Below are 18,458 nucleotides of genomic sequence, written 5' to 3'. Positions count from 1 at the left end.
CACGCCGCATGCCGCTTATTTCGTGCCTTTCGCGCTGATGATCGCGTCGGCCACGTTGCGGGGCGCATCCGAGTAATGCTTGAACTCCATGGTATACGTAGCGCGTCCTTGTGTGGCGGATCGGAGGGATGTGGAATACCCGAACATTTCCGCCAGCGGCACCTCGGCTCGAACAATCTTGCCACCGCCGCCCGGAGTGTCGTCCATGCCCTGGACAATGCCACGTCGGGACGACAGATCGCCCATGACGTTGCCCATGAATTCCTCGGGCGTTTCCACTTCCACCGCCATCATCGGCTCAAGCAAGCTCGGTTGCGCACGTCGCATGGCGTCCTTGAATGCCATCGACCCGGCCATCCGGAAGGCGTTTTCGTTCGAATCCACGTCGTGGTACGAACCGAACGTCAACGTGACCTTGACGTCGACAACCGGATAGCCCGCCAGGATACCGGCTTTCAGGGTGTCCTGAATGCCCTTGTCCACGGCCGGGATATATTCCCGTGGCACGACGCCGCCCTTGATTGCATCGATGAATTCGTAGCCCTTGCCGGCCTCGTTGGGCTCGAGGGTGATCACGGCGTGGCCGTACTGGCCGCGGCCGCCTGACTGCTTGACGAACTTGCCATCTACGTCCTTCGCCGTGCCTCGCACTGTCTCGCGATACGCCACCTGTGGTTTGCCCACTGTTGCTTCCACATTGAATTCGCGTCGCATCCGATCGACGAGAATTTCGAGGTGCAACTCGCCCATGCCCGATATGATCGTCTGACCCGATTCCTCGTCGGTCTGTACGCGGAACGACGGGTCTTCCTGCGCCAAGCGATTCAGCGCAATCCCCATTTTTTCCTGGTCCGCCTTTGTCTTGGGTTCGATCGCCTGCGAAATAACCGGCTCCGGGAACACCATCCGTTCGAGGATGATGACCGCGTTGGGGTCACATAGCGTGTCTCCGGTTGTCGCTTCCTTCAGCCCCACCGCCGCCGCGATGTCGCCCGCGTAGACTTCCTTGATTTCCTCGCGCTGGTTGGCATGCATCAGCAGAATACGTCCGAGACGTTCCTTCTTTTGCTTGACCGAGTTGTACAGCGTCTCGCCGGACGTCACCGAGCCGGAGTACACCCGGAAAAAGATCAACTGTCCGACAAACGGATCGGTCATGATCTTGAACGCCAGCGCCGAGAATTTTTCCGCATCCGATGGCTTGCGTTCGGCCTCCTGGTCGTTTTCGAGGACACCCTTGATTGCGGGGACGTCGATTGGTGACGGCAGGTATTCGATCACGGCATCGAGCATTGCCTGTACGCCTTTGTTCTTGAAGGCGCTGCCACATAGCATCGGCATGATCTCGCCCTTGATCGTGCGTGCGCGCAAGGCTTGCTTGATTTCTTCCTCGGTCAGCTTTTCGCCGCCAAGGTATTTGTCGAGCAAGTCCTCGCTCGCTTCCGCCGCGGCCTCGACCATTTTTTCATGCCACTCCTGCGCGAGCGCGACCAGATTCTCGGGGATGTCACCGTACGTGAACTTGACGCCCTGGGAAGCGTCATCCCAGATGATCGACTTCATCTTGACGAGATCGACAACGCCCTGGAAATGGTCTTCCGCGCCGATCGGAATCTGAAGAGGGACCGGATTGCCCTTGAGCCGGGCGATGATCTGATCGCGAACGCGGAAGAAGTTGGCCCCGACCCGATCCATCTTGTTGACGAACGCAAGTCGTGGGACACCATATTTATTGGCTTGTCGCCAGACCGTCTCGGACTGGGGCTGCACGCCCCCCACGGAGTCGTAGACCATGCAGGCGCCATCGAGTACGCGCATCGAACGTTCGACTTCGATCGTGAAGTCGACGTGTCCGGGCGTGTCGATGATATTAATGCGATGTTCCGGAAAATTCCCGGCCATGCCTTTCCAGAACGTCGTGGTTGCGGCGGACGTGATGGTGATCCCGCGCTCCTGCTCCTGCTCCATCCAATCCATCGTCGCAGCGCCTTCATGCACTTCGCCGATTTTGTGATTCACACCGGTATAGAACAGGATGCGTTCAGTCGTCGTGGTCTTGCCGGCGTCGATGTGCGCGCTGATGCCGATATTACGGTAGCGCTCGATGGGGGTTTTGCGGGGCACGGTGTCTCTCCAGAGAGGGGCCGCTGCCAGCCGAAGGGCGAAGGGGGCGAAACAATCAGATTACCGCCCCAGGCAGCGGTTCATATTGCAAGCGTCAGCATACTCCAAGCGCCTGGGGAACGTGCGTAAGCCCCATTGCGGGGCGGTGGCGTTGTCGCGGGTGCTACTGCGCGCCACCACTGGTAAGGCCATCGATCCGCATGCCAGGCTTGATGCCATGGCTGGCGAACCATCCTTTTTCCATCTCCAGCGCATAACGAACCGCGCGGGTCGGACAATGATTATTCTCGGTTTCCGCCTGCATCTCGTCGATATCGGTGATCGTGCCGTCATCGCCAATAAACGCGATCGATAGCGGGATGAGCGTGTTTTTCATCCAGAAGCAATGTCCCGCGCGATCTGGAAAGACGAATAGCATGCCGGCATTTTTCGCCAGTGATTTGCGATACATCAGACCTTGTTCGCGATCCGCATCATTCGCCGCCACTTCCGCATGAATGACATTGATGCCAGCGCTGAGTGTCACAGTCGGAAAGTCGCCCGGCTGCTTGATCGGCGGCGTGGCCCCAGCCAGCGGCTGGGCGACGGCGGGCGCCATCGGCAGCGCCAGGGCGGCCACCATGCCCGTGATCGCGACGGCAGCGGACAGGCCGGCGCGAGGCGGTAAGGGGTGCATTGCAGCCCGTCGCGTCAAACGCGACATGATCTGGTCGGCAATGTCCCGTAGGGACCGGCGCGGCGACAACCGCGGTGACAGAAGCTTCATCAGGCGATTCAAGAGGATCACTCCGTCTAAAGGAATGTGCAAGATGGTACTGCACAATTGAAAACAGGCGGATACCCGGTGGGTGATCCGCCTGCTTGGCGCGTATTGCGCAGCGAGAGCCGTCGGCCGCCGCTGTGTGAAGCCGGTGAGGCCTCCCGCGGCGCGGGCCTGAGCTGCTTACTTGGCAGCCGAAGCGGCCGAAGCCGAAGATGCCTTCTTGGCGTGCTTCTTGGCAGCGTGCTTCTTATGCGTCGACTTCTTAGCCGTCGAAGCGGCTGCCGGTGCAGCAGCGTCCGAAGCCGGGGTTTGCGCGAAAGCAGCGGTTGCGAACAGGCCAACGATCACGGCAGCGATCAGTTTCTTCATGACGTCCTCGATATCTCGAAATTTGGTTAAGACCGGCCGTCTTTTGCGGCCTGTCATAGCCAATAACGCACCCCGGCGACATCGGTTGACATCGAATGCAAACTTTTTTGCCAGACTGTCCCAGGTACGCGCACGTCGCTGTACCGGTCTGGGCTGGGCGCATGGGTTATCGTTTCCAGGGGGCACCGGGCGCCAGCGGGACGTAGGCACCCGGCGCAAGTCCCAGCGCGAACAGGTCCACGGCGCCAATGGCAACGCGAACCAGGCGCAGAGTGGGATATCCCACCGCCGCCGTCATGCGGCGCACTTGTCGGTTCTTGCCCTCGCTGATTTCCACTGCAATCCAACTGGTTGGGATCGTGGCCCGGAAGCGGACCGGCGGGTCGCGAGGCCAGAGATTGTCCGGAGTGGCAATGCGCCATGCCTTTGCCGGCGCCGTCCTGAAATCGCCGAGGTCCACGCCTTGTGCCAGGCGGGCGAGTGCCGCGTCATCGGGTTCGCCGTCTACCTGGGCCCAGTAACGTTTGACCAGCTTCTGGCGCGGTTCGGCGATGCGCGCCTGCAGCGCGCCGTCGTCGGTCAGGAGCAACAAGCCCTCGCTGTCGGCGTCCAGTCGCCCGGCCGGATAGATATCGGGCAGCGGGACATGCGCGGCAAGGGTCGGACGGCTGGGGTGAGACGAAAATTGGCAGATCGTGCCAAAGGGTTTGTTCAGGGCGAGCAATGACATAACGGGGTGAGAGCTGGCGCGAGGACGCAGCGAACGTCGTAGCGGCGGATGGCTGGCCGATAACGCCGCCGACTTCGGGAAAATCGCGCGATCAGAGCGTAAAATACCATGTCCAGGGCATCTAGCGCCCGTATGCCGTCGAGTGGAGTCGAACAATGCCGTACCAGCACATTCAGGTTCCTGCCGAAGGCGCACGTATCGTCGTGCGCGACGATCACACATTGACGGTACCGGATAACCCGATCATTCCGTTTATCGAAGGGGATGGTGTCGGCGTGGATATCACGCCGGTGATGATCAAGGTCGTCGATGCCGCGATCCGCGCCGCCTACACGGGGCGGCGCCGGATTCACTGGATGGAAATCTATGCGGGGGAGAAAGCGCATCGGTTATATGGCGATACCGTATGGCTACCGGACGAAACATTGCAAGCATTGCGCGATCATGCAGTGGCCATCAAGGGACCGCTCACTACTCCCGTCGGCAAAGGGTATCGTTCGTTGAACGTCGCGCTTCGGCAGAAACTCGATTTGTATGTCTGCTTGCGTCCCATCCAGTATTTCGACGGCGTGCCGTCGCCGTTACGTGAACCGCAACACACGGACATGGTGGTGTTTCGGGAAAACTCGGAAGACGTCTATGCCGGTATCGAGTGGGCGGCAGGCACGCCGGAAGCGCAGAAATTGATCCGATTCCTGCGCGAGGAAATGGGTGTGACGGGCCTGCGGTTTCCTGATACATCTTCCATTGGTCTCAAGCCGGTGTCCAGCGAAGGAACCAAGCGCCTGGTGCGCAAGGCGATTCAGTACGCCATCGATCACGACCGTCGGTCGGTGACGCTTGTCCACAAGGGCAACATCATGAAGTTCACGGAGGGGGCGTTTCGCGATTGGGGTTATGAGGTGGCGCTGGAAGAGTTTAGCGGCAAACTGATCGACGATGGTCCATGGGTCAGCATCCGGAATCCGCGCACCGGCGAGGATATTACGATCAAGGATGCCATTGCCGACGCATTTCTCGAACGCACGCTGTTGCGCCCACGTGAATATGATGTCATCGCGACGCTTAACCTGAATGGCGACTATGCGTCAGACGTATTGGCCGCACAGGTGGGAGGGGTGGGAATCGCGCCAGGCGCGAACATGTCCGACGACATCGCGATTTTCGAGGCAACGCATGGCACGGCGCCAAAATATGCAGGGAAGAACTATGTGAATCCGGGATCGGAAATTCTGTCCGCGGCAATGATGCTACGGCATATGGGATGGATCGAGGCGGCGGACGCCATCGTCGATGCAATGCGCAAGACGATCTCGCAGAAACGGGTGACCTACGATTTCGCGCGCTTGATGTCAGGCGCGGAACAAGTCAGTTGTTCGGGGTTCGGCGACGCCCTGATTGACAATTTGTAGCCAGGGCAATGCGTTTGCGCAAACGGCCCAACCCCTGTCTGACGCGCATCTCTACCGGGTGAGAGCGGGGCGAGAGAAGAGCGGGCGGTTTGCGTTCCCTGCTAGTAGCGAAGCAGGCGGGCCAGCAAACGATAACTTCGCTTATCCTGCCCCCACACCTTTCCTGTTAGAAAAGGTATCGCTTCTCTACAGCAGTACTGGCGTCATCGTCCTGTATCGTGGGCGTTTGCCGGCGTGAGGCAGGATGATCGAGCCGGATATCAGATCAGGCGGCTTCCTGAATATTGGACGCTTGCTTGCCTTTTGGGCCTTGCACGACCTCGAAGCTCACTTTTTGCCCTTCCTTGAGTGTCTTGAAGCCGCTCATCTGGATGGCGGAAAAATGCGCGAAAAGATCTTCGCCGCCTTCGTCCGGGGTGATAAAGCCAAAACCCTTTGCATCATTGAACCACTTCACCGTCCCTGTTGCCATACTGCATCCCCTCTGAAGCGCTTTCTCGCTCAACTGTCACTGAATACCGCCATGGAACAGCACGCGGTCCATTGGAATGGGGTCGCGGCCTAGCGGCAGGCCAAAGCACATTCCCCTGTAAGTACTGGTGTAAGGGAAGATGCTTTTTGATTTTTGAGGCTCTTTATTCGACTGTCAAGCGTTTTTTTGTCACGCGCTTATACGTAGTTCGCATGGCGCGCGAGTGCGCCGCGCAGGCGTTTCTCTCTAGGGGAAGACCCTGATCGGCAAACGTGTCTCACTATTCGTCGTCCCGACTTTTCCGCAGGGCGGTCGCGCCGTAAAAAATTTCCCTGATGGCGTGGCTGTCTGAAAACAAGACACAAATGGGATGTGTCCATTGTATGACGGGCATTCCCGGGCGCTTTTCCGTCTTCCATCGAGGGGTATTGTGATAACGCAGCGCTGGATCTTGAAAACGGCGATAATCGCCCAAGATAGCTGTCAAGACGCAATGTTCGCGGCAAGGCTGTTCAAGCGGTTTCGAGGTTGGAGCGCGCGACATTTCCGGCAGTTGAACGCTGCGTGCGATCTGAGTCTCTTCCCCATAGTGAGTGCAATGCGTTTGGCCTGCATGCCTTGCGCCTTGTGTTGTCGTGGTATCGGTCAGATTGCCCGATACACTACATGACGTCGGCGGCAACGTTCGACCGTTGCTGTAAACGCAAAGGCGCATTCCCGATCAGGTTCGGATTGCAGGGCGGCGCGAGATGTTTAGAATGGACGTATGGCGATCATCCCGAACAAGCAGGACGGAACCGTTCTAGAGCGGCAGGAGCAAAAGCTAAAGCCGCCGCCGATGTTCAAGGTCGTGCTGTTGAATGACGACTTCACGCCGATGGAGTTCGTGATCTTGATCATTCAGCAATACTTCAACAAGGATCGTGAGACGGCTTCACAGATCATGCTGAAGGTTCATCGCGAGGGCAGGGGAGTTTGTGGGGTCTATTCGCGAGATGTCGCGGCGACCAAAGTTGAGCAAGTCGTTACCCATGCGCGGCAAGCGGGCCATCCGCTGCAGTGTGTGATGGAGGAAGCATGATTGCCCAGGAACTGGAAGTCAGTCTGCACATGGCGTTTATGGAAGCGCGTCAGGCGCGCCATGAATTCATTACGGTCGAGCACTTGTTGTTGGCGTTGTTGGATAATCCGACCGCTGCCGAGGTGCTGCGTGCCTGCGCGGCAAATATCGACGATCTGCGTCAGAATCTGCGTAATTTCATCCACGATAATACGCCGACGGTACCTGGGACCGATGACGTCGACACGCAGCCGACGCTGGGTTTTCAGCGCGTGATCCAGCGCGCGATCATGCACGTGCAATCGACGTCGAACGGCAAGAAGGAAGTCACGGGCGCTAATGTGCTTGTCGCGATCTTCGGCGAGAAGGATTCGCACGCGGTGTATTACCTGCAGCAGCAGGGCGTGACGCGTCTGGATGTGGTCAACTTCATTTCGCATGGCATCGCCAAGACCGGCGCGGGTGATCAGGCCAAGGCGGCCGATGCGAGCGTTGAAGCCGAAGAAGGTGGCGCGCAGAAGGAAACGCCGCTTGCGCAATTCACACAGAATCTCAACCAGTCGGCGAAGGATGGCCGTATCGATCCGCTGATCGGCCGCGAGGCGGAAGTGGAACGGGTGGTTCAGGTGCTCTGCCGCCGTCGCAAGAATAATCCGCTGCTGGTTGGCGAGGCCGGGGTGGGCAAGACCGCGATCGCCGAAGGCCTGGCGTGGCGCATCACGCGCGGCGAGGTGCCGGATATTTTGTCCGACGCGATTGTGTATTCGCTTGACATGGGTGCGCTGCTGGCGGGCACGAAGTATCGCGGCGATTTCGAGCAGCGCTTGAAGACCGTGCTCAAAGAGCTGAAGGACCGCCCGCACGCGGTCTTGTTCATCGACGAAATTCATACGCTGATTGGTGCCGGTGCTGCTTCCGGCGGGACTCTCGACGCATCGAACTTGCTGAAGCCGGCGTTGTCCTCGGGCCAGTTGAAATGCATCGGTGCAACGACGTTTACCGAGTACCGTGGCATTTTTGAGAAAGACGCGGCGCTCTCGCGTCGCTTCCAGAAAATCGACGTGCCGGAGCCGACGGTCGAGCAGACAGTTGCCATCCTGCGCGGCTTGAAGTCGCGTTTCGAAGAGCATCACGGCGTCAAGTATTCAGCCGGGGCCTTATCGGCGGCGGCGGAGTTGTCGGCGCGCTTCATCACGGACCGCCATCTGCCGGACAAGGCGATTGATGTCATCGATGAGGCGGGTGCCGCACAGCGTATCCTGCCGAAGTCTAAGCAGAAGCGTACGATCGGAAAATCCGAGATCGAGGACATCATCTCGAAGGTGGCCCGTGTTCCACCGCAGAGTGTCTCGCAGGACGATCGCAGCAAGTTGCAGACGCTGGATCGCGATTTACGGTCGGTGGTGTTTGGTCAGGATCCCGCGATCGATGCGTTGGCCGCGGCAATCAAGATGGCGCGCGCGGGTTTGGGCAAGACCGACAAGCCGATTGGCTCTTTCCTTTTCTCCGGTCCGACCGGCGTCGGGAAGACCGAAGTCGCCAAGCAACTGGCTTTCACGCTGGGTATCGAGCTTATCCGTTTCGATATGTCGGAATACATGGAGCGTCATGCAGTCAGCCGCTTGATCGGTGCGCCGCCGGGCTACGTTGGCTTTGATCAAGGCGGTTTGTTGACGGAGGCCGTATCGAAGAAGCCACACTGCGTCTTGTTGCTGGACGAGATCGAGAAGGCGCACCCGGATATCTATAACGTCCTGTTGCAGGTGATGGATCATGGCACGTTGACCGATAACAACGGTCGCAAGTCCGACTTCCGTAACGTCATTATCATCATGACGACAAATGCGGGGGCGGAGGCAATGCAGAAGTCGACGATTGGTTTCACGACAAAACGTGAAACTGGCGACGAGATGGCCGACATCAAGCGGATGTTTACGCCGGAATTCCGGAACCGCCTGGATTCGATCATCAACTTCCGCGCGCTGGACGAAGAGATCATCTTGCGGGTGGTCGACAAGTTCTTGATGCAGCTTGAAGACCAATTGCACGAGAAGAAAGTGGACGTGCAATTCAGCGACGCGTTGCGCAAGCATCTGGCGAAACACGGTTTCGATCCGTTGATGGGCGCGCGACCGATGCAACGTTTGATCCAGGACACGATCCGCCGTGCATTGGCGGACGAACTGCTGTTTGGCAAGCTCGCAGCTGGTGGCCGCGTGGCGGTAGATGTTGACGAAGAAGGCAAGGTGCAACTGACATTCGATGACAGCGGTGCGCCGCGTAGCCCGAGTCCGGAAACGGTCGAGGTCGAGTAACGCGCACCCTTTCGCCGGGACGTGGCTGCGCGTGCAGCTGCGTCTTGTCTTCATCACGCGTGGCCACGCTAGCCTCCGCTTGAATAAAAAAACCCGTTCGTTTTCGACGAACGGGTTTTTTTATGGAAAGCTTATTCTTTGTTGTGAGCGCTGCTGCAGGATACGTAACGGCAGCCGGTCGTCTAGCGTGTACCGGTGCTGCCGAAGCCGCCCGTGCCGCGTTCACTGGCGGTGAATTCGTCGACGACATGAAATGTCGCTTGCACGACAGGGACGATCACCAATTGGGCGATCCGTTCCAGCGGTTCGATCGTAAAGGCAGTTTGACCACGGTTCCACGTCGACACCATCAATTGCCCTTGGTAGTCGGAATCGATCAGCCCGACCAGGTTACCGAGCACGATGCCGTGTTTATGGCCCAGTCCCGAGCGTGGCAGGATCATCGCTGCATAGCCCGGATCTTCGAGATGTATCGCAAGGCCGGTTGGAATCAGGGCCGTCTGTCCGGGTTCCAGCGTCACCGACGCATCCAGGCAGGCGCGCAGGTCAAGGCCGGCGCTTCCTGTGGTCGCGTAGGCAGGCAGGTGATCGCGCATGCGCGCATCGACTATCTTCAGTTGCAAGTTCATGGCTGAGGCACGGAAGGGGAGTGGGACCGGGTGACCCGCCGCGCGATCTCTTCGATCAAGCGTCGCGCGAGGGAGGCCTTGTCGCCGGGAGGAAGAGGGTGACGTCCTTCGTCGTCAAACAGCACGATCTCGTTGTCGTCTTTGCCGAAAGTCAGGTGACCCAGGTTGCCGACAAGTAGCGGCACACGCTTGCGTGCACGCTTCTCGGTCGCATGTGTGTCAAGGTCATTGGTTTCCGCGGCGAACCCGACGCAGTATGGCGGATTCGGGCCGTGCGCCACCTCGCGGAGAATGTCCGGATTTTCGACAAATGCCAGCGTCGGCGCCGGATCGTTGGAGCGTTTGATTTTTTCGGTCGCCGCGGCGGCGGGACGCCAGTCCGCCACCGCCGCCACCGCAATGAAAATGGGCCGACGGCCGACGTTCGACTGGTCCAGGCCACGGCGGTCGATATCGGACGGTCCTGCGTTCGTGTCCGGGGTATGCGTGAGCGCCGGGTGCTCCTCGTTGTCTTGCGACAGCAGTACAGCGTGCACCGCCGCGCGCATTTGCTGCGCAGTCTCCACATCGAGGCGACGCACGCCCCACGGCATCGGCAACGCGGTCGGCCCGCTGATCAGCGTCACATCGGCCCCCGCATCAGCTGCGGCGCGTGCGATCGCGTAACCCATCTTGCCGCTCGATCGATTTGTGATGCCGCGTACGGGGTCAATTGGTTCGAACGTCGGACCCGCCGTGATCACCACGCGGTGGCCCTGGAGGCGCTTTGGCGTAAACCACGCGACAATCGCATCGCGAATCGCGTCGGCCTCAAGCATCCGGCCATCCCCCACTTCTCCGCAGGCTTGGTCGCCGGCGTCGGGACCCCAGATCGCAATGCCGTCGTGGCGCAACTGATGGGCGTTTCGCTGGGTCGCCGGATTGCTCCACATTTGCCGGTTCATCGCCGGGACGATCGCGAGTGGGCAATCTCGAGCAAGACACAGCGTCGACAACAAGTCGTTGGCCATGCCGTGCGCGAGCCGCGCCATGAAGTCCGCCGATGCCGGCGCGACCACAATGCCGTCTGCTCGGCGCGACAGATCGATATGCGCCATCCCATGGCCATCCTGGGATGTCCATTCGTCGAGGAATACGGGGTGGCCGGTCAGGGCCTGCATCGTCAACGGTGTGATAAAACGCGTGGCGGCTTCGGTCATCGCGACCTGCACCGTGGCGCCGGCCTTGATCAACAGGCGCGCCAATTCGGCCACCTTGTAGCAGGCAATGCCGCCTGTCAGACCAAGCACCAGATGCCTGCCCGCCAGCGGCCCGTTGGGATGCGCCGTCGCCATGCCGGTGCCGCGCATTCAACGGCTCCCGCGCACACGGCGCAGTTCATCCCACACCAGCAAGATCGCGCCGATGCAGATGCCGCTATCGGCCACGTTGAACGCCGGCCAATGCCATGCATTCACGTGAACGTCCAGAAAATCGATCACGTGACCATGAATCAGTCGATCAATGACATTGCCCAGTGCGCCGCCCATGATCAGCGACAGGGCAGTACAGAAAAGCCGTTGCCCGCTGTGCCGGCGCAAGAGATAGCAAATCACGAGCGCGGCAACCACGCCCAGCGCCGTGAATCCCCAGCGTTGCCAGCCGCCGGCCCCTGCCAGGAAGCTGAAGGCCGCACCGGGGTTATACACCAGCACCAGGTTAAAGAAGCGCGTTACCACACGACCTTCGCCATAGGCGAAGGTCTGCAGAATGGCGACCTTCGACAACTGGTCGAGCAGGATCACGATGACGGCCAGTCCAAGCCAGGGCAGTAGCGAGCCCCCAGCGCGGCTGCCCACGGCCATCGTTCGTCCTACGGATTTGCTCATTGCGTTGCTCCTGCCGGCCATTGCCGCGTTGTGGCGTGAAACATCGTCGTTATGTGTTGATCAGGCCGCGTGACGATCTTCGCCGGCACCGAACAGGTTGCTGAAGCAGCGGCCGCACAAGGTGGGATGCGCGGCGTCGATCCCGACATCTCCACGATGATGCCAGCATCGCTCGCACTTCTGTGCCGCCGACGGCGTGACGGTGACCGATTGTTCCGCTTCGTCGGAGACACGGGTAACCACGGCTTCCGACGTGATCATTACGAATTTCAGATCCTCGCCCAGGCTCGTCAACGCATCGAAACGCGTGCCCGCCGCATGCAAGACGATGTCCGCTTGCAACGACGAACCGATCTGGCCCGCGGTGCGTGCTTCTTCCAGTGCCTTCGTGACCTCGCCGCGTACCGTGCGCAACACCTGCCATTTCGCGATCAGCGCCGCGGCGTCGTCGATCTCCGGGTACTGATGATACAGGCCCGTGAAAATCGTATCGCTGCCCGGATGCAGGACTTGCCACGCTTCCTCCGCGGTGAAGGACGCAAACGGCGACATCAAGCGCAGCAAGCCGTTCGCCACGTGCCACAACGCAGTCTGCGCGGCACGGCGGGCGCGCGAATCCGGCGCGGACGTGTAGAGGCGGTCCTTGAGCACATCCAGATAGAAGCCGCCAAGGTCCTCGGAGCAGAATGTCTGGATCGCGGCCACCACCGGGTGAAATTCGTAGCGCTCGTAATGGTCGAGCAGCTGCGCCTGCCACGCTGCCGTATGCGCCACCGCGTAGCGATCAATTTCCAGCCAGTCGGTGACCGGTACCGCATTCTTGGCGAAATCGAAGTCGGACAGGTTGGCCAACAAGAAACGCAAGGTATTGCGGATACGGCGATAGCCTTCCACCACGCGCTTCAGGATTTCATCGGAGATCGACAGTTCGCCGGAATAGTCCGTCGATGCCACCCACAATCGAATGATCTCGGCGCCCAGCTTGCTGGAGACCTGTTGCGGCACGATAACGTTGCCGACGGACTTCGACATCTTCCGGCCTTCACCGTCGACGGTGAAACCGTGCGTCAGCAGTGCCTTATAGGGGGCCCGGCCGTCCAGCATCGCGCCGCTCAACAGAGAGGAATGGAACCAGCCACGATGCTGGTCCGACCCTTCCAGATAGAGATCCGCCGGGAATGCCGATACTGCTTTGTGCGATCCACGCAGTACATGCCAGTGGGTCGTGCCCGAATCGAACCATACGTCCAGCGTGTCGCGGTTCTTTTCGTAGTGCACCGCTTCGTCGCCCAGCAGGTCTGCCGGTTCCAGCGATTGCCATGCTTCGATGCCCTGTTCCTCGACACGTTGTGCGATCAGTTCGAGTAGCGCGATCGTGCGCGGATGCAGCTCGCCGGTTTCCTTATGGACAAAGAACGCCATTGGCACACCCCATTGACGCTGGCGTGACAAGGTCCAGTCCGGACGGTTGGCAATCATGTTGAACAGGCGTTGCTTGCCCCATGCCGGGAAAAAGCGCGTCTGCTCGACGGCGGCCAGCGCGGACTCGCGCAACGTGGCGCCGCCGTCCGCGGGCGTCAAGTCCATGCCGGCAAACCACTGCGACGTGGCGCGATAGATGATCGGCGTCTTGTGGCGCCAGCAGTGCATGTAGCTGTGCTCGTGCATCTCGTCGTGCCACAACGTGCCAGCTTCGCGCAGTGTCTCGACGATCTTCGGGTTTGCTTCCCAGATTGTCAGGCCGCCGAATAGTGGCAGCGTGGATGCGAAGCGGCCGTCGCCCATTACCGGATTGATAAAATCCTCGTCCGTCATGCCGTGCGACTTGCACGAGTTAAAGTCCTCGATGCCGTAGGCCGGCGCCGAGTGCACCACGCCGGTGCCGGTATCCAGTGTTACATAGTCGCCGAGGAAAATCGGCGCGGTACGCGCGAAGCCGGCATCCATTTCGGCCAACGGATGATGAAAACGGATACCCGCGAGCTTTTCACCCGGTGTCGTTGCGACGATCCTGCTATGCGGCATGTCATCCATGCTGGTATCGCCATCGGTGGCAAGCGGCGCCAGGCCGTATTGCGCCAGCGCCGATGCCACACGGTCGGTTGCCAGTAGCAGGAGACCGGCCGCCGTGGCCACCAGGGCATATTCGATTTCCGGATGCAGGTTCAACGCCTGGTTGGACGGGATCGTCCACGGCGTCGTCGTCCAGATAACGATCTGGCCGGTCTGATCCGGGCGGCCGCCGGTGTTCGGCGGCAGCGCGTCGAGACCGAAGGCAGCGGCCAGTTTATCCGGCTCGGCGAACGGAAAGCCCACATCCACCGCAGGGTCCTTGCGATCCTTGTACTCGACTTCCGCCTCGGCCAAGGCCGAACCGCAGTCGAAACACCAGTTCACCGGCTTCAGTCCGCGATAGATGTAGCCTTTGTCCAGGATCTTGGCCAGCGCGCGCAGTTCGCCGGCCTCGTTCTGGAAATTCATTGTCTTGTACGGATCGTCCCAATCACCCAGCACGCCCAGGCGCTTGAAGTCGACCATCTGGCGGGTGATCTGCTCGCTGGCGTAGGCGCGCGCGCGGCGCTGCACCTCCGCCGCCGGCAGGTTTTTGCCGAATTGCTTTTCGATCTGGATCTCGATCGGCATGCCGTGGCAATCCCAGCCAGGCACGTAGGCTGCATCGAAGCCTGCCAACGTCCTGGCCTTGACGATCATGTCCTTCAGGATCTTGTTGACCGCATGCCCCAGGTGGATGTCGCCATTCGCATAGGGGGGACCGTCGTGCAACGTGAATTTCGGCCGGCCGGCACTGGCTTCGCGAATCTTTTGGTAGACACCGCGGTCTTCCCATTCCTGCACCCACATTGGTTCGCGCTTCGGCAGGTCGCCCCGCATCGGGAATGGCGTATCCAGCAGATTGACCGGATAACGCGACGGCGTGCTGTCCTTGCCACCCGGCTTTCCTGCCTTGCCCGCGTCGCGCTTGGCAGCTTTGTCGTTGCCGGCGTTCTGTTCGGGTGAAGTGTTATTGCTCATTGCAATCCTTGTGCTCTGACTTTGTACTTTTCTACGCGTCCGGAATTCGGCGCGTGGGCGACTCGGCGTCCAGACCGCGGCGGCCATCGACGCTATTGTCGTCGGTCTACCGGGTCGTTGCGCCGAACGCGTACTGAAAACGAATAGCGTCCATTGACGGGCTCGCCGGTCGTGGTGCGGGGTGATTACGGTGGCGTGTCAATGCTGCTGAAGTGCATTTGCCGATGCGGTACGGTAAAAAAACCGTGCACGAAGCAGGCATGCGCGTCGGCAGCTGTCATGCCGGGCATCGTTGGCGTCTTTCGGCGGGCCCGTGGTTCGGGAAAGCGCCGATCAGCTAATTCGGTCTGTCACGCCGGTCGCGGTCCCCCGTGACGCCGGTCCGGTGTGCGGCAGGCCGAAATAGGAACGCGCCTGGGCCACGTCGCGTGCGATGGCCGCGGTCAACGCAGGCAAGTCCACATACCGCGCTTCATTGCGCAGTTTCTTCATGAATTCGACGCGCACGATCTTTCCGTACGCGTCACCACGCCAATCGAAGAGATGCACTTCCAGCAAGATGCGGCCGGAATCATCTACCGTCGGTCGCAATCCCAGGCTTGCGACCCCCATCAACGGTTCATCGGCAAGACCATGCACCCGCACGACCATGATGCCCGCAAGCGCCAGGCGCTTGTGGGATATCCGGATATTCAACGTTGGAAATCCCAGGTCGCGTCCCAGCTTCTGGCCGTGTATGACGTGTCCGGAAATCATATACGGCCGTCCGAGCAACCGCGAGGCACCGTCGAGATCGCCCGCCATCAATGCCGCCCGAACAGCGGAGCTCGACACGCGCGCGCCTTCCGGGTCCGCCAGCGTCGTCATCTGCTCGACTTCGAAACCGAATTCGCAGCCCGCGGCCTGCAGCGCATCGAAATTGCCCGCGCGCTTCGCGCCGTATCGGAAGTCGTCACCGACCAATACCCAGCGCGCATGAAGGCCGTTCACAAGCGTGTCACGGACAAAGCACTCGGCCGGCTGGGACGAGAAGGTGTGATTGAAATGCTCGACGACGACCCGGTCGACACCGGCGGCGCGTAGCGCTTCCAGCTTATCGCGTAGTAACGCGATACGGGGCGGGGCACCGGCCGGATTGAAGAATTCACGAGGATGTGGTTCGAACGTCATGACACACAGCGGCAGGCCGCGCGCGTCGGCAGCCGCGCGCGCTAGCGCAAGCAGCGCTTGATGGCCGCGATGGACGCCGTCGAAATTGCCAATCGTCAGCGCGCAGGGCGCTTTGCTCTCGGCATTGGGGAGACCCCTGAAAACTCTCACGATACCTGTCGGTCGATTTCCAGAAAAGCGTTTGATTATAGACGAAAATGACGGGCTTCGGCGGCATTGGGCATCGCATCGGGCGAGAGGGTCGATCCAATGCAAATGCGACTGCGCGGAGCGGCCCGCAGGCGAGGGGCAATGTTAGAATCCGCCGGATGAAAAATATTGTCATCCTGCTGTCCGGTCGTGGCAGCAATATGCAGGCGATTGCCGATGCGTGCGCGACGCAAGGCTGGCCGGCGCGCATCGCGGCCGTCGTATCGAATCGCGCGGATGCGCCCGCACTGGCGTTTGCACGCGCACGGGGCATTCCGGTCGTGGTGCAGACCGCTGCCGACTTTGCCTCGCGGGACGCGTATGACGCGGCATTGCGGCAGCAGATCGACGCCTTTGCGCCTGACTTGCTCGTTTTGGCGGGATTCATGCGCGTGCTGAGCGCTGCTTTCACCGGGCATTACGCGGGACGGTTGTTGAATGTCCATCCGTCGCTGCTGCCAAGTTTCCCGGGCTTGCATACGCACCAGCGCGTGCTTGACGCAGGGCTGCCGTTGCATGGCGCCACCGTGCACTTTGTCACGGCCGAGCTGGATGCCGGTCCGGTGGTGGCGCAAGCGGTGGTACCGGTGCGCGCCGATGACGATGCCGAGACACTTGCCGCTCGCGTGCTCCGCGCCGAGCATGTCATTTATCCGAACGCAGTACGTTGGTTTGTCGAGGGCCGGTTGACGGTCGACGGTGCCCGGGTGCGTGCACGGCTTGATTATCCTGATACACAGTGGCTTTTCGCCACGGAGTTCGCATGAAATTGCATGGTTTCCTTATCGGTCAGACCGAAACATTGCTGGCCGAAGTGCTGCAGTTCAGCGGGCCCGCCGACGCGGCTGTCAGTCGTTTCTTCCGTACGCATTCCAAATTGGGGCACGCGGAGCGCGGCGTGATTGCCGAAGCGATCTATGCCGTGCTGCGCCGCAAGATGGAATTCGCCCATCTGGCCGAGGGCGGCAGCGGCTCACCTACCCGGCGGCTCACCTTGCTGGGCCTGATGCAGACCGTGGGTCGCGCGGCGTTGAAGCATGTGGTGGCGCCGCAGGAACGTGAATGGCTCGAACATGTGGCAACCATCGATCCGACGAGCTTGCCGCTCCGTATTCGAACGAACCTGCCGGACTGGATCTATCAAGCGCTGGCCACGCGCTTCAGCAACGAAGAGCTGGCGGCGCTGGCAGCGGCGCTGAACTATCCCGCACCGCTGGACCTGCGCGTGAATACACTGAAGGTCAATCGCGATAAGGCGGGCGAGGCGATGGTCGAATTGGGCCAGGAACTCGAGGACACGCCGTACTCCCCGCTGGGGCTGCGTCTGGCTGGAAAGCCCGCGTTGACAAAGATGCAACCCTTTCAGGACGGATGGGTGGAAGTGCAGGACGAGGGCAGCCAATTGCTGTGTCAACTCGTCGCACCGAAGCGTGGCGAAATGGTGGTGGATTTTTGCGCGGGCGCAGGGGGGAAGACGCTCGCGCTAGGCGCGATGATGCGCTCGTCCGGACGCTTGTATGCCTTTGATATCGCGGAGCGCCGCCTGGCGAAGATGAAGCCACGGATGGCGCGCAGTGGCCTGTCGAACGTCCATCCGATCGTGATCGATAGCGAAAACGATGTAAAGATCCGCCGCCTGGCCGGGAAGATCGATCGTGTGCTGGTGGATGCGCCATGTAGTGGCCTGGGAACTTTACGGCGAAATCCGGATCTGAAGTGGCGTCAATCGCCTTCGACGATTACCGAGCTTCAGCCGAAGCAACTGTCGATTCTCACGGCGGCGGCGCGACTCCTGAAGCCGGGCGGCAGACTCGTGTATGCCACCTGCAGCCTGCTGCACGAGGAAAATGAGGCAATTGTCGAGCGCTTCCTCGCGACACATCCTGACTTTGTCCTGGTGCCGGCAAATACCGTGTTGGCTGAGCAAAAAGTACCGTTGGACACAGGGTCATACCTGTCATTGTTGCCGCATCGCCACGCTACTGATGGTTTTTTCGCAGCGGTACTGACGCGCGTAAAAACCGTGGCGGCGGTTGCCAATGTTCCCCTGGAAGATGCCTCTGAAGTCTGACGCATTTGCCCCGCCCTGCGCTTCGAAGAGCGATCAAATGCAGGTCTATGGCTCGGGAAGGCCGTGTAATGGCCCCCTGAGGCCAGCGTGAATTCTTGCGGTGATTCCACCGCTTGCAACGTAACGCCAGCAGGGCGGTTTTTACGCTTTCTGGAGCGCGGTGGAATGGTCTGATTTTTGGAAGAACCGCACAGATAATGCGGTCATTTTGATGCGGCGCAATGTGATTTCTGCGTTGGAGGTTACAATTTCC

At 60.3% G+C, this 18,458-nt stretch carries 15 protein-coding genes; 5 read left to right on the top strand and 10 right to left on the bottom strand.

What is annotated here, in order from left to right; genetic code table 11:
* Positions 1-15 precede the first annotated feature (15 nt).
* The 4 genes from fusA to SJQ66_RS26790 form a co-directional block, all read right to left on the bottom strand.
* On the bottom strand, positions 16-2,124 hold the full coding sequence (fusA, locus tag SJQ66_RS26805) for an elongation factor G (protein ID WP_024901725.1): 2,109 nt from the start codon (positions 2,122-2,124) through the stop codon (positions 16-18).
* Between the two features lie 163 nt (positions 2,125-2,287).
* The gene (locus SJQ66_RS26800; RefSeq protein ID WP_407691576.1) at positions 2,288-2,827 is read right to left on the bottom strand and encodes a DUF192 domain-containing protein; all 540 of its coding nucleotides are present in this window, start codon (positions 2,825-2,827) and stop codon (positions 2,288-2,290) included.
* Positions 2,828-3,067: 240 nt separating this feature from the next.
* The gene (locus SJQ66_RS26795) at positions 3,068-3,256 is read right to left on the bottom strand and encodes a hypothetical protein (protein ID WP_024901723.1); all 189 of its coding nucleotides are present in this window, start codon (positions 3,254-3,256) and stop codon (positions 3,068-3,070) included.
* A 166-nt stretch (positions 3,257-3,422) separates the two neighbouring features.
* A complete protein-coding gene (locus SJQ66_RS26790; RefSeq protein WP_036007147.1) occupies positions 3,423-3,986 on the bottom strand; it encodes a pseudouridine synthase in 564 nt (187 codons plus the stop codon).
* Between the two features lie 155 nt (positions 3,987-4,141).
* Here SJQ66_RS26790 and icd point away from each other — a divergent pair, with 155 nt between their 5' ends.
* On the top strand, positions 4,142-5,398 hold the full coding sequence (gene icd, locus SJQ66_RS26785; RefSeq protein ID WP_024901722.1) for an NADP-dependent isocitrate dehydrogenase: 1,257 nt from the start codon (positions 4,142-4,144) through the stop codon (positions 5,396-5,398).
* A 265-nt stretch (positions 5,399-5,663) separates the two neighbouring features.
* Here icd and cspD read toward each other — a convergent pair whose 3' ends face one another.
* Entirely contained in the window at positions 5,664-5,870 is a 207-nt protein-coding gene (gene cspD / locus SJQ66_RS26780; protein WP_024901721.1) for a cold shock domain-containing protein CspD, read from the bottom strand.
* A 766-nt stretch (positions 5,871-6,636) separates the two neighbouring features.
* Between cspD and clpS the strand changes: the two genes are divergently transcribed.
* Together clpS and clpA are read left to right on the top strand one after the other, a co-directional pair.
* Positions 6,637-6,951 (top strand): ATP-dependent Clp protease adapter ClpS, encoded by a 315-nt coding sequence (gene clpS, locus SJQ66_RS26775; protein ID WP_024901720.1) that lies wholly within the window; start codon positions 6,637-6,639, stop codon positions 6,949-6,951.
* On the top strand, positions 6,948-9,245 hold the full coding sequence (gene clpA, locus SJQ66_RS26770) for an ATP-dependent Clp protease ATP-binding subunit ClpA (RefSeq protein WP_024901719.1): 2,298 nt from the start codon (positions 6,948-6,950) through the stop codon (positions 9,243-9,245). Before clpS ends, clpA begins: the two co-directional genes overlap by 4 nt.
* 182 nt (positions 9,246-9,427) lie before the next feature.
* On the opposite strand, the gene dut is transcribed toward clpA, so the two are convergent.
* The 5 genes from dut to SJQ66_RS26745 form a co-directional block, all read right to left on the bottom strand.
* Entirely contained in the window at positions 9,428-9,874 is a 447-nt protein-coding gene (gene dut, locus SJQ66_RS26765) for a dUTP diphosphatase (RefSeq protein WP_024901718.1), read from the bottom strand.
* The gene (gene coaBC / locus SJQ66_RS26760) at positions 9,871-11,223 is read right to left on the bottom strand and encodes a bifunctional phosphopantothenoylcysteine decarboxylase/phosphopantothenate--cysteine ligase CoaBC (protein WP_320534768.1); all 1,353 of its coding nucleotides are present in this window, start codon (positions 11,221-11,223) and stop codon (positions 9,871-9,873) included. Before coaBC ends, dut begins: the two co-directional genes overlap by 4 nt.
* Complete coding sequence (gene lspA, locus SJQ66_RS26755) at positions 11,224-11,742, bottom strand: signal peptidase II (RefSeq protein WP_024901716.1); 519 nt, start codon at positions 11,740-11,742, stop codon at positions 11,224-11,226. It lies immediately after the preceding gene.
* Positions 11,743-11,802: 60 nt separating this feature from the next.
* A complete protein-coding gene (gene ileS / locus SJQ66_RS26750; RefSeq protein ID WP_253463920.1) occupies positions 11,803-14,634 on the bottom strand; it encodes an isoleucine--tRNA ligase in 2,832 nt (943 codons plus the stop codon).
* A 474-nt stretch (positions 14,635-15,108) separates the two neighbouring features.
* Complete coding sequence (locus SJQ66_RS26745; RefSeq protein WP_320534767.1) at positions 15,109-16,095, bottom strand: bifunctional riboflavin kinase/FAD synthetase; 987 nt, start codon at positions 16,093-16,095, stop codon at positions 15,109-15,111.
* 158 nt (positions 16,096-16,253) lie between these two features.
* On the opposite strand from SJQ66_RS26745, the gene purN reads away from it, so the two are divergent.
* Positions 16,254-16,901, top strand: coding sequence for a phosphoribosylglycinamide formyltransferase (purN, locus tag SJQ66_RS26740; protein WP_253463870.1), 648 nt, complete (start codon positions 16,254-16,256; stop codon positions 16,899-16,901).
* Positions 16,898-18,205, top strand: coding sequence for an RsmB/NOP family class I SAM-dependent RNA methyltransferase (locus SJQ66_RS26735; RefSeq protein WP_046153410.1), 1,308 nt, complete (start codon positions 16,898-16,900; stop codon positions 18,203-18,205). The genes purN and SJQ66_RS26735 overlap by 4 nt, the downstream gene beginning before the upstream one ends.
* Positions 18,206-18,458 lie beyond the last annotated feature (253 nt).

It is taken from the genome of Robbsia andropogonis (genome assembly GCF_034047095.1).
Classification (GTDB): domain Bacteria; phylum Pseudomonadota; class Gammaproteobacteria; order Burkholderiales; family Burkholderiaceae; genus Robbsia; species Robbsia andropogonis.
The sequence above is the reverse complement of the archived record's forward strand: the minus strand, read 5'-3'. Positions and strand labels throughout refer to the sequence as shown.

Excerpts from the sequence above, each read along its gene's own strand:
- SJQ66_RS26800 (WP_407691576.1), bottom strand. The coding sequence starts at position 2,827 with ATGTCGCGTTTGACGCGACGGGCTGCAATGCACCCCTTACCGCCTCGC.
- SJQ66_RS26795 (WP_024901723.1), bottom strand. The coding sequence starts at position 3,256 with ATGAAGAAACTGATCGCTGCCGTGATCGTTGGCCTGTTCGCAACCGCT.
- SJQ66_RS26790 (WP_036007147.1), bottom strand. The coding sequence starts at position 3,986 with ATGTCATTGCTCGCCCTGAACAAACCCTTTGGCACGATCTGCCAATTT.
- icd (WP_024901722.1), top strand. The coding sequence starts at position 4,142 with ATGCCGTACCAGCACATTCAGGTTCCTGCCGAAGGCGCACGTATCGTC.
- cspD (WP_024901721.1), bottom strand. The coding sequence starts at position 5,870 with ATGGCAACAGGGACGGTGAAGTGGTTCAATGATGCAAAGGGTTTTGGC.
- clpS (WP_024901720.1), top strand. The coding sequence starts at position 6,637 with ATGGCGATCATCCCGAACAAGCAGGACGGAACCGTTCTAGAGCGGCAG.
- clpA (WP_024901719.1), top strand. The coding sequence starts at position 6,948 with ATGATTGCCCAGGAACTGGAAGTCAGTCTGCACATGGCGTTTATGGAA.
- dut (WP_024901718.1), bottom strand. The coding sequence starts at position 9,874 with ATGAACTTGCAACTGAAGATAGTCGATGCGCGCATGCGCGATCACCTG.
- coaBC (WP_320534768.1), bottom strand. The coding sequence starts at position 11,223 with ATGCGCGGCACCGGCATGGCGACGGCGCATCCCAACGGGCCGCTGGCG.
- lspA (WP_024901716.1), bottom strand. The coding sequence starts at position 11,742 with ATGAGCAAATCCGTAGGACGAACGATGGCCGTGGGCAGCCGCGCTGGG.
- ileS (WP_253463920.1), bottom strand. The coding sequence starts at position 14,634 with ATGCGGGGCGACCTGCCGAAGCGCGAACCAATGTGGGTGCAGGAATGG.
- purN (WP_253463870.1), top strand. The coding sequence starts at position 16,254 with ATGAAAAATATTGTCATCCTGCTGTCCGGTCGTGGCAGCAATATGCAG.
- SJQ66_RS26735 (WP_046153410.1), top strand. The coding sequence starts at position 16,898 with ATGAAATTGCATGGTTTCCTTATCGGTCAGACCGAAACATTGCTGGCC.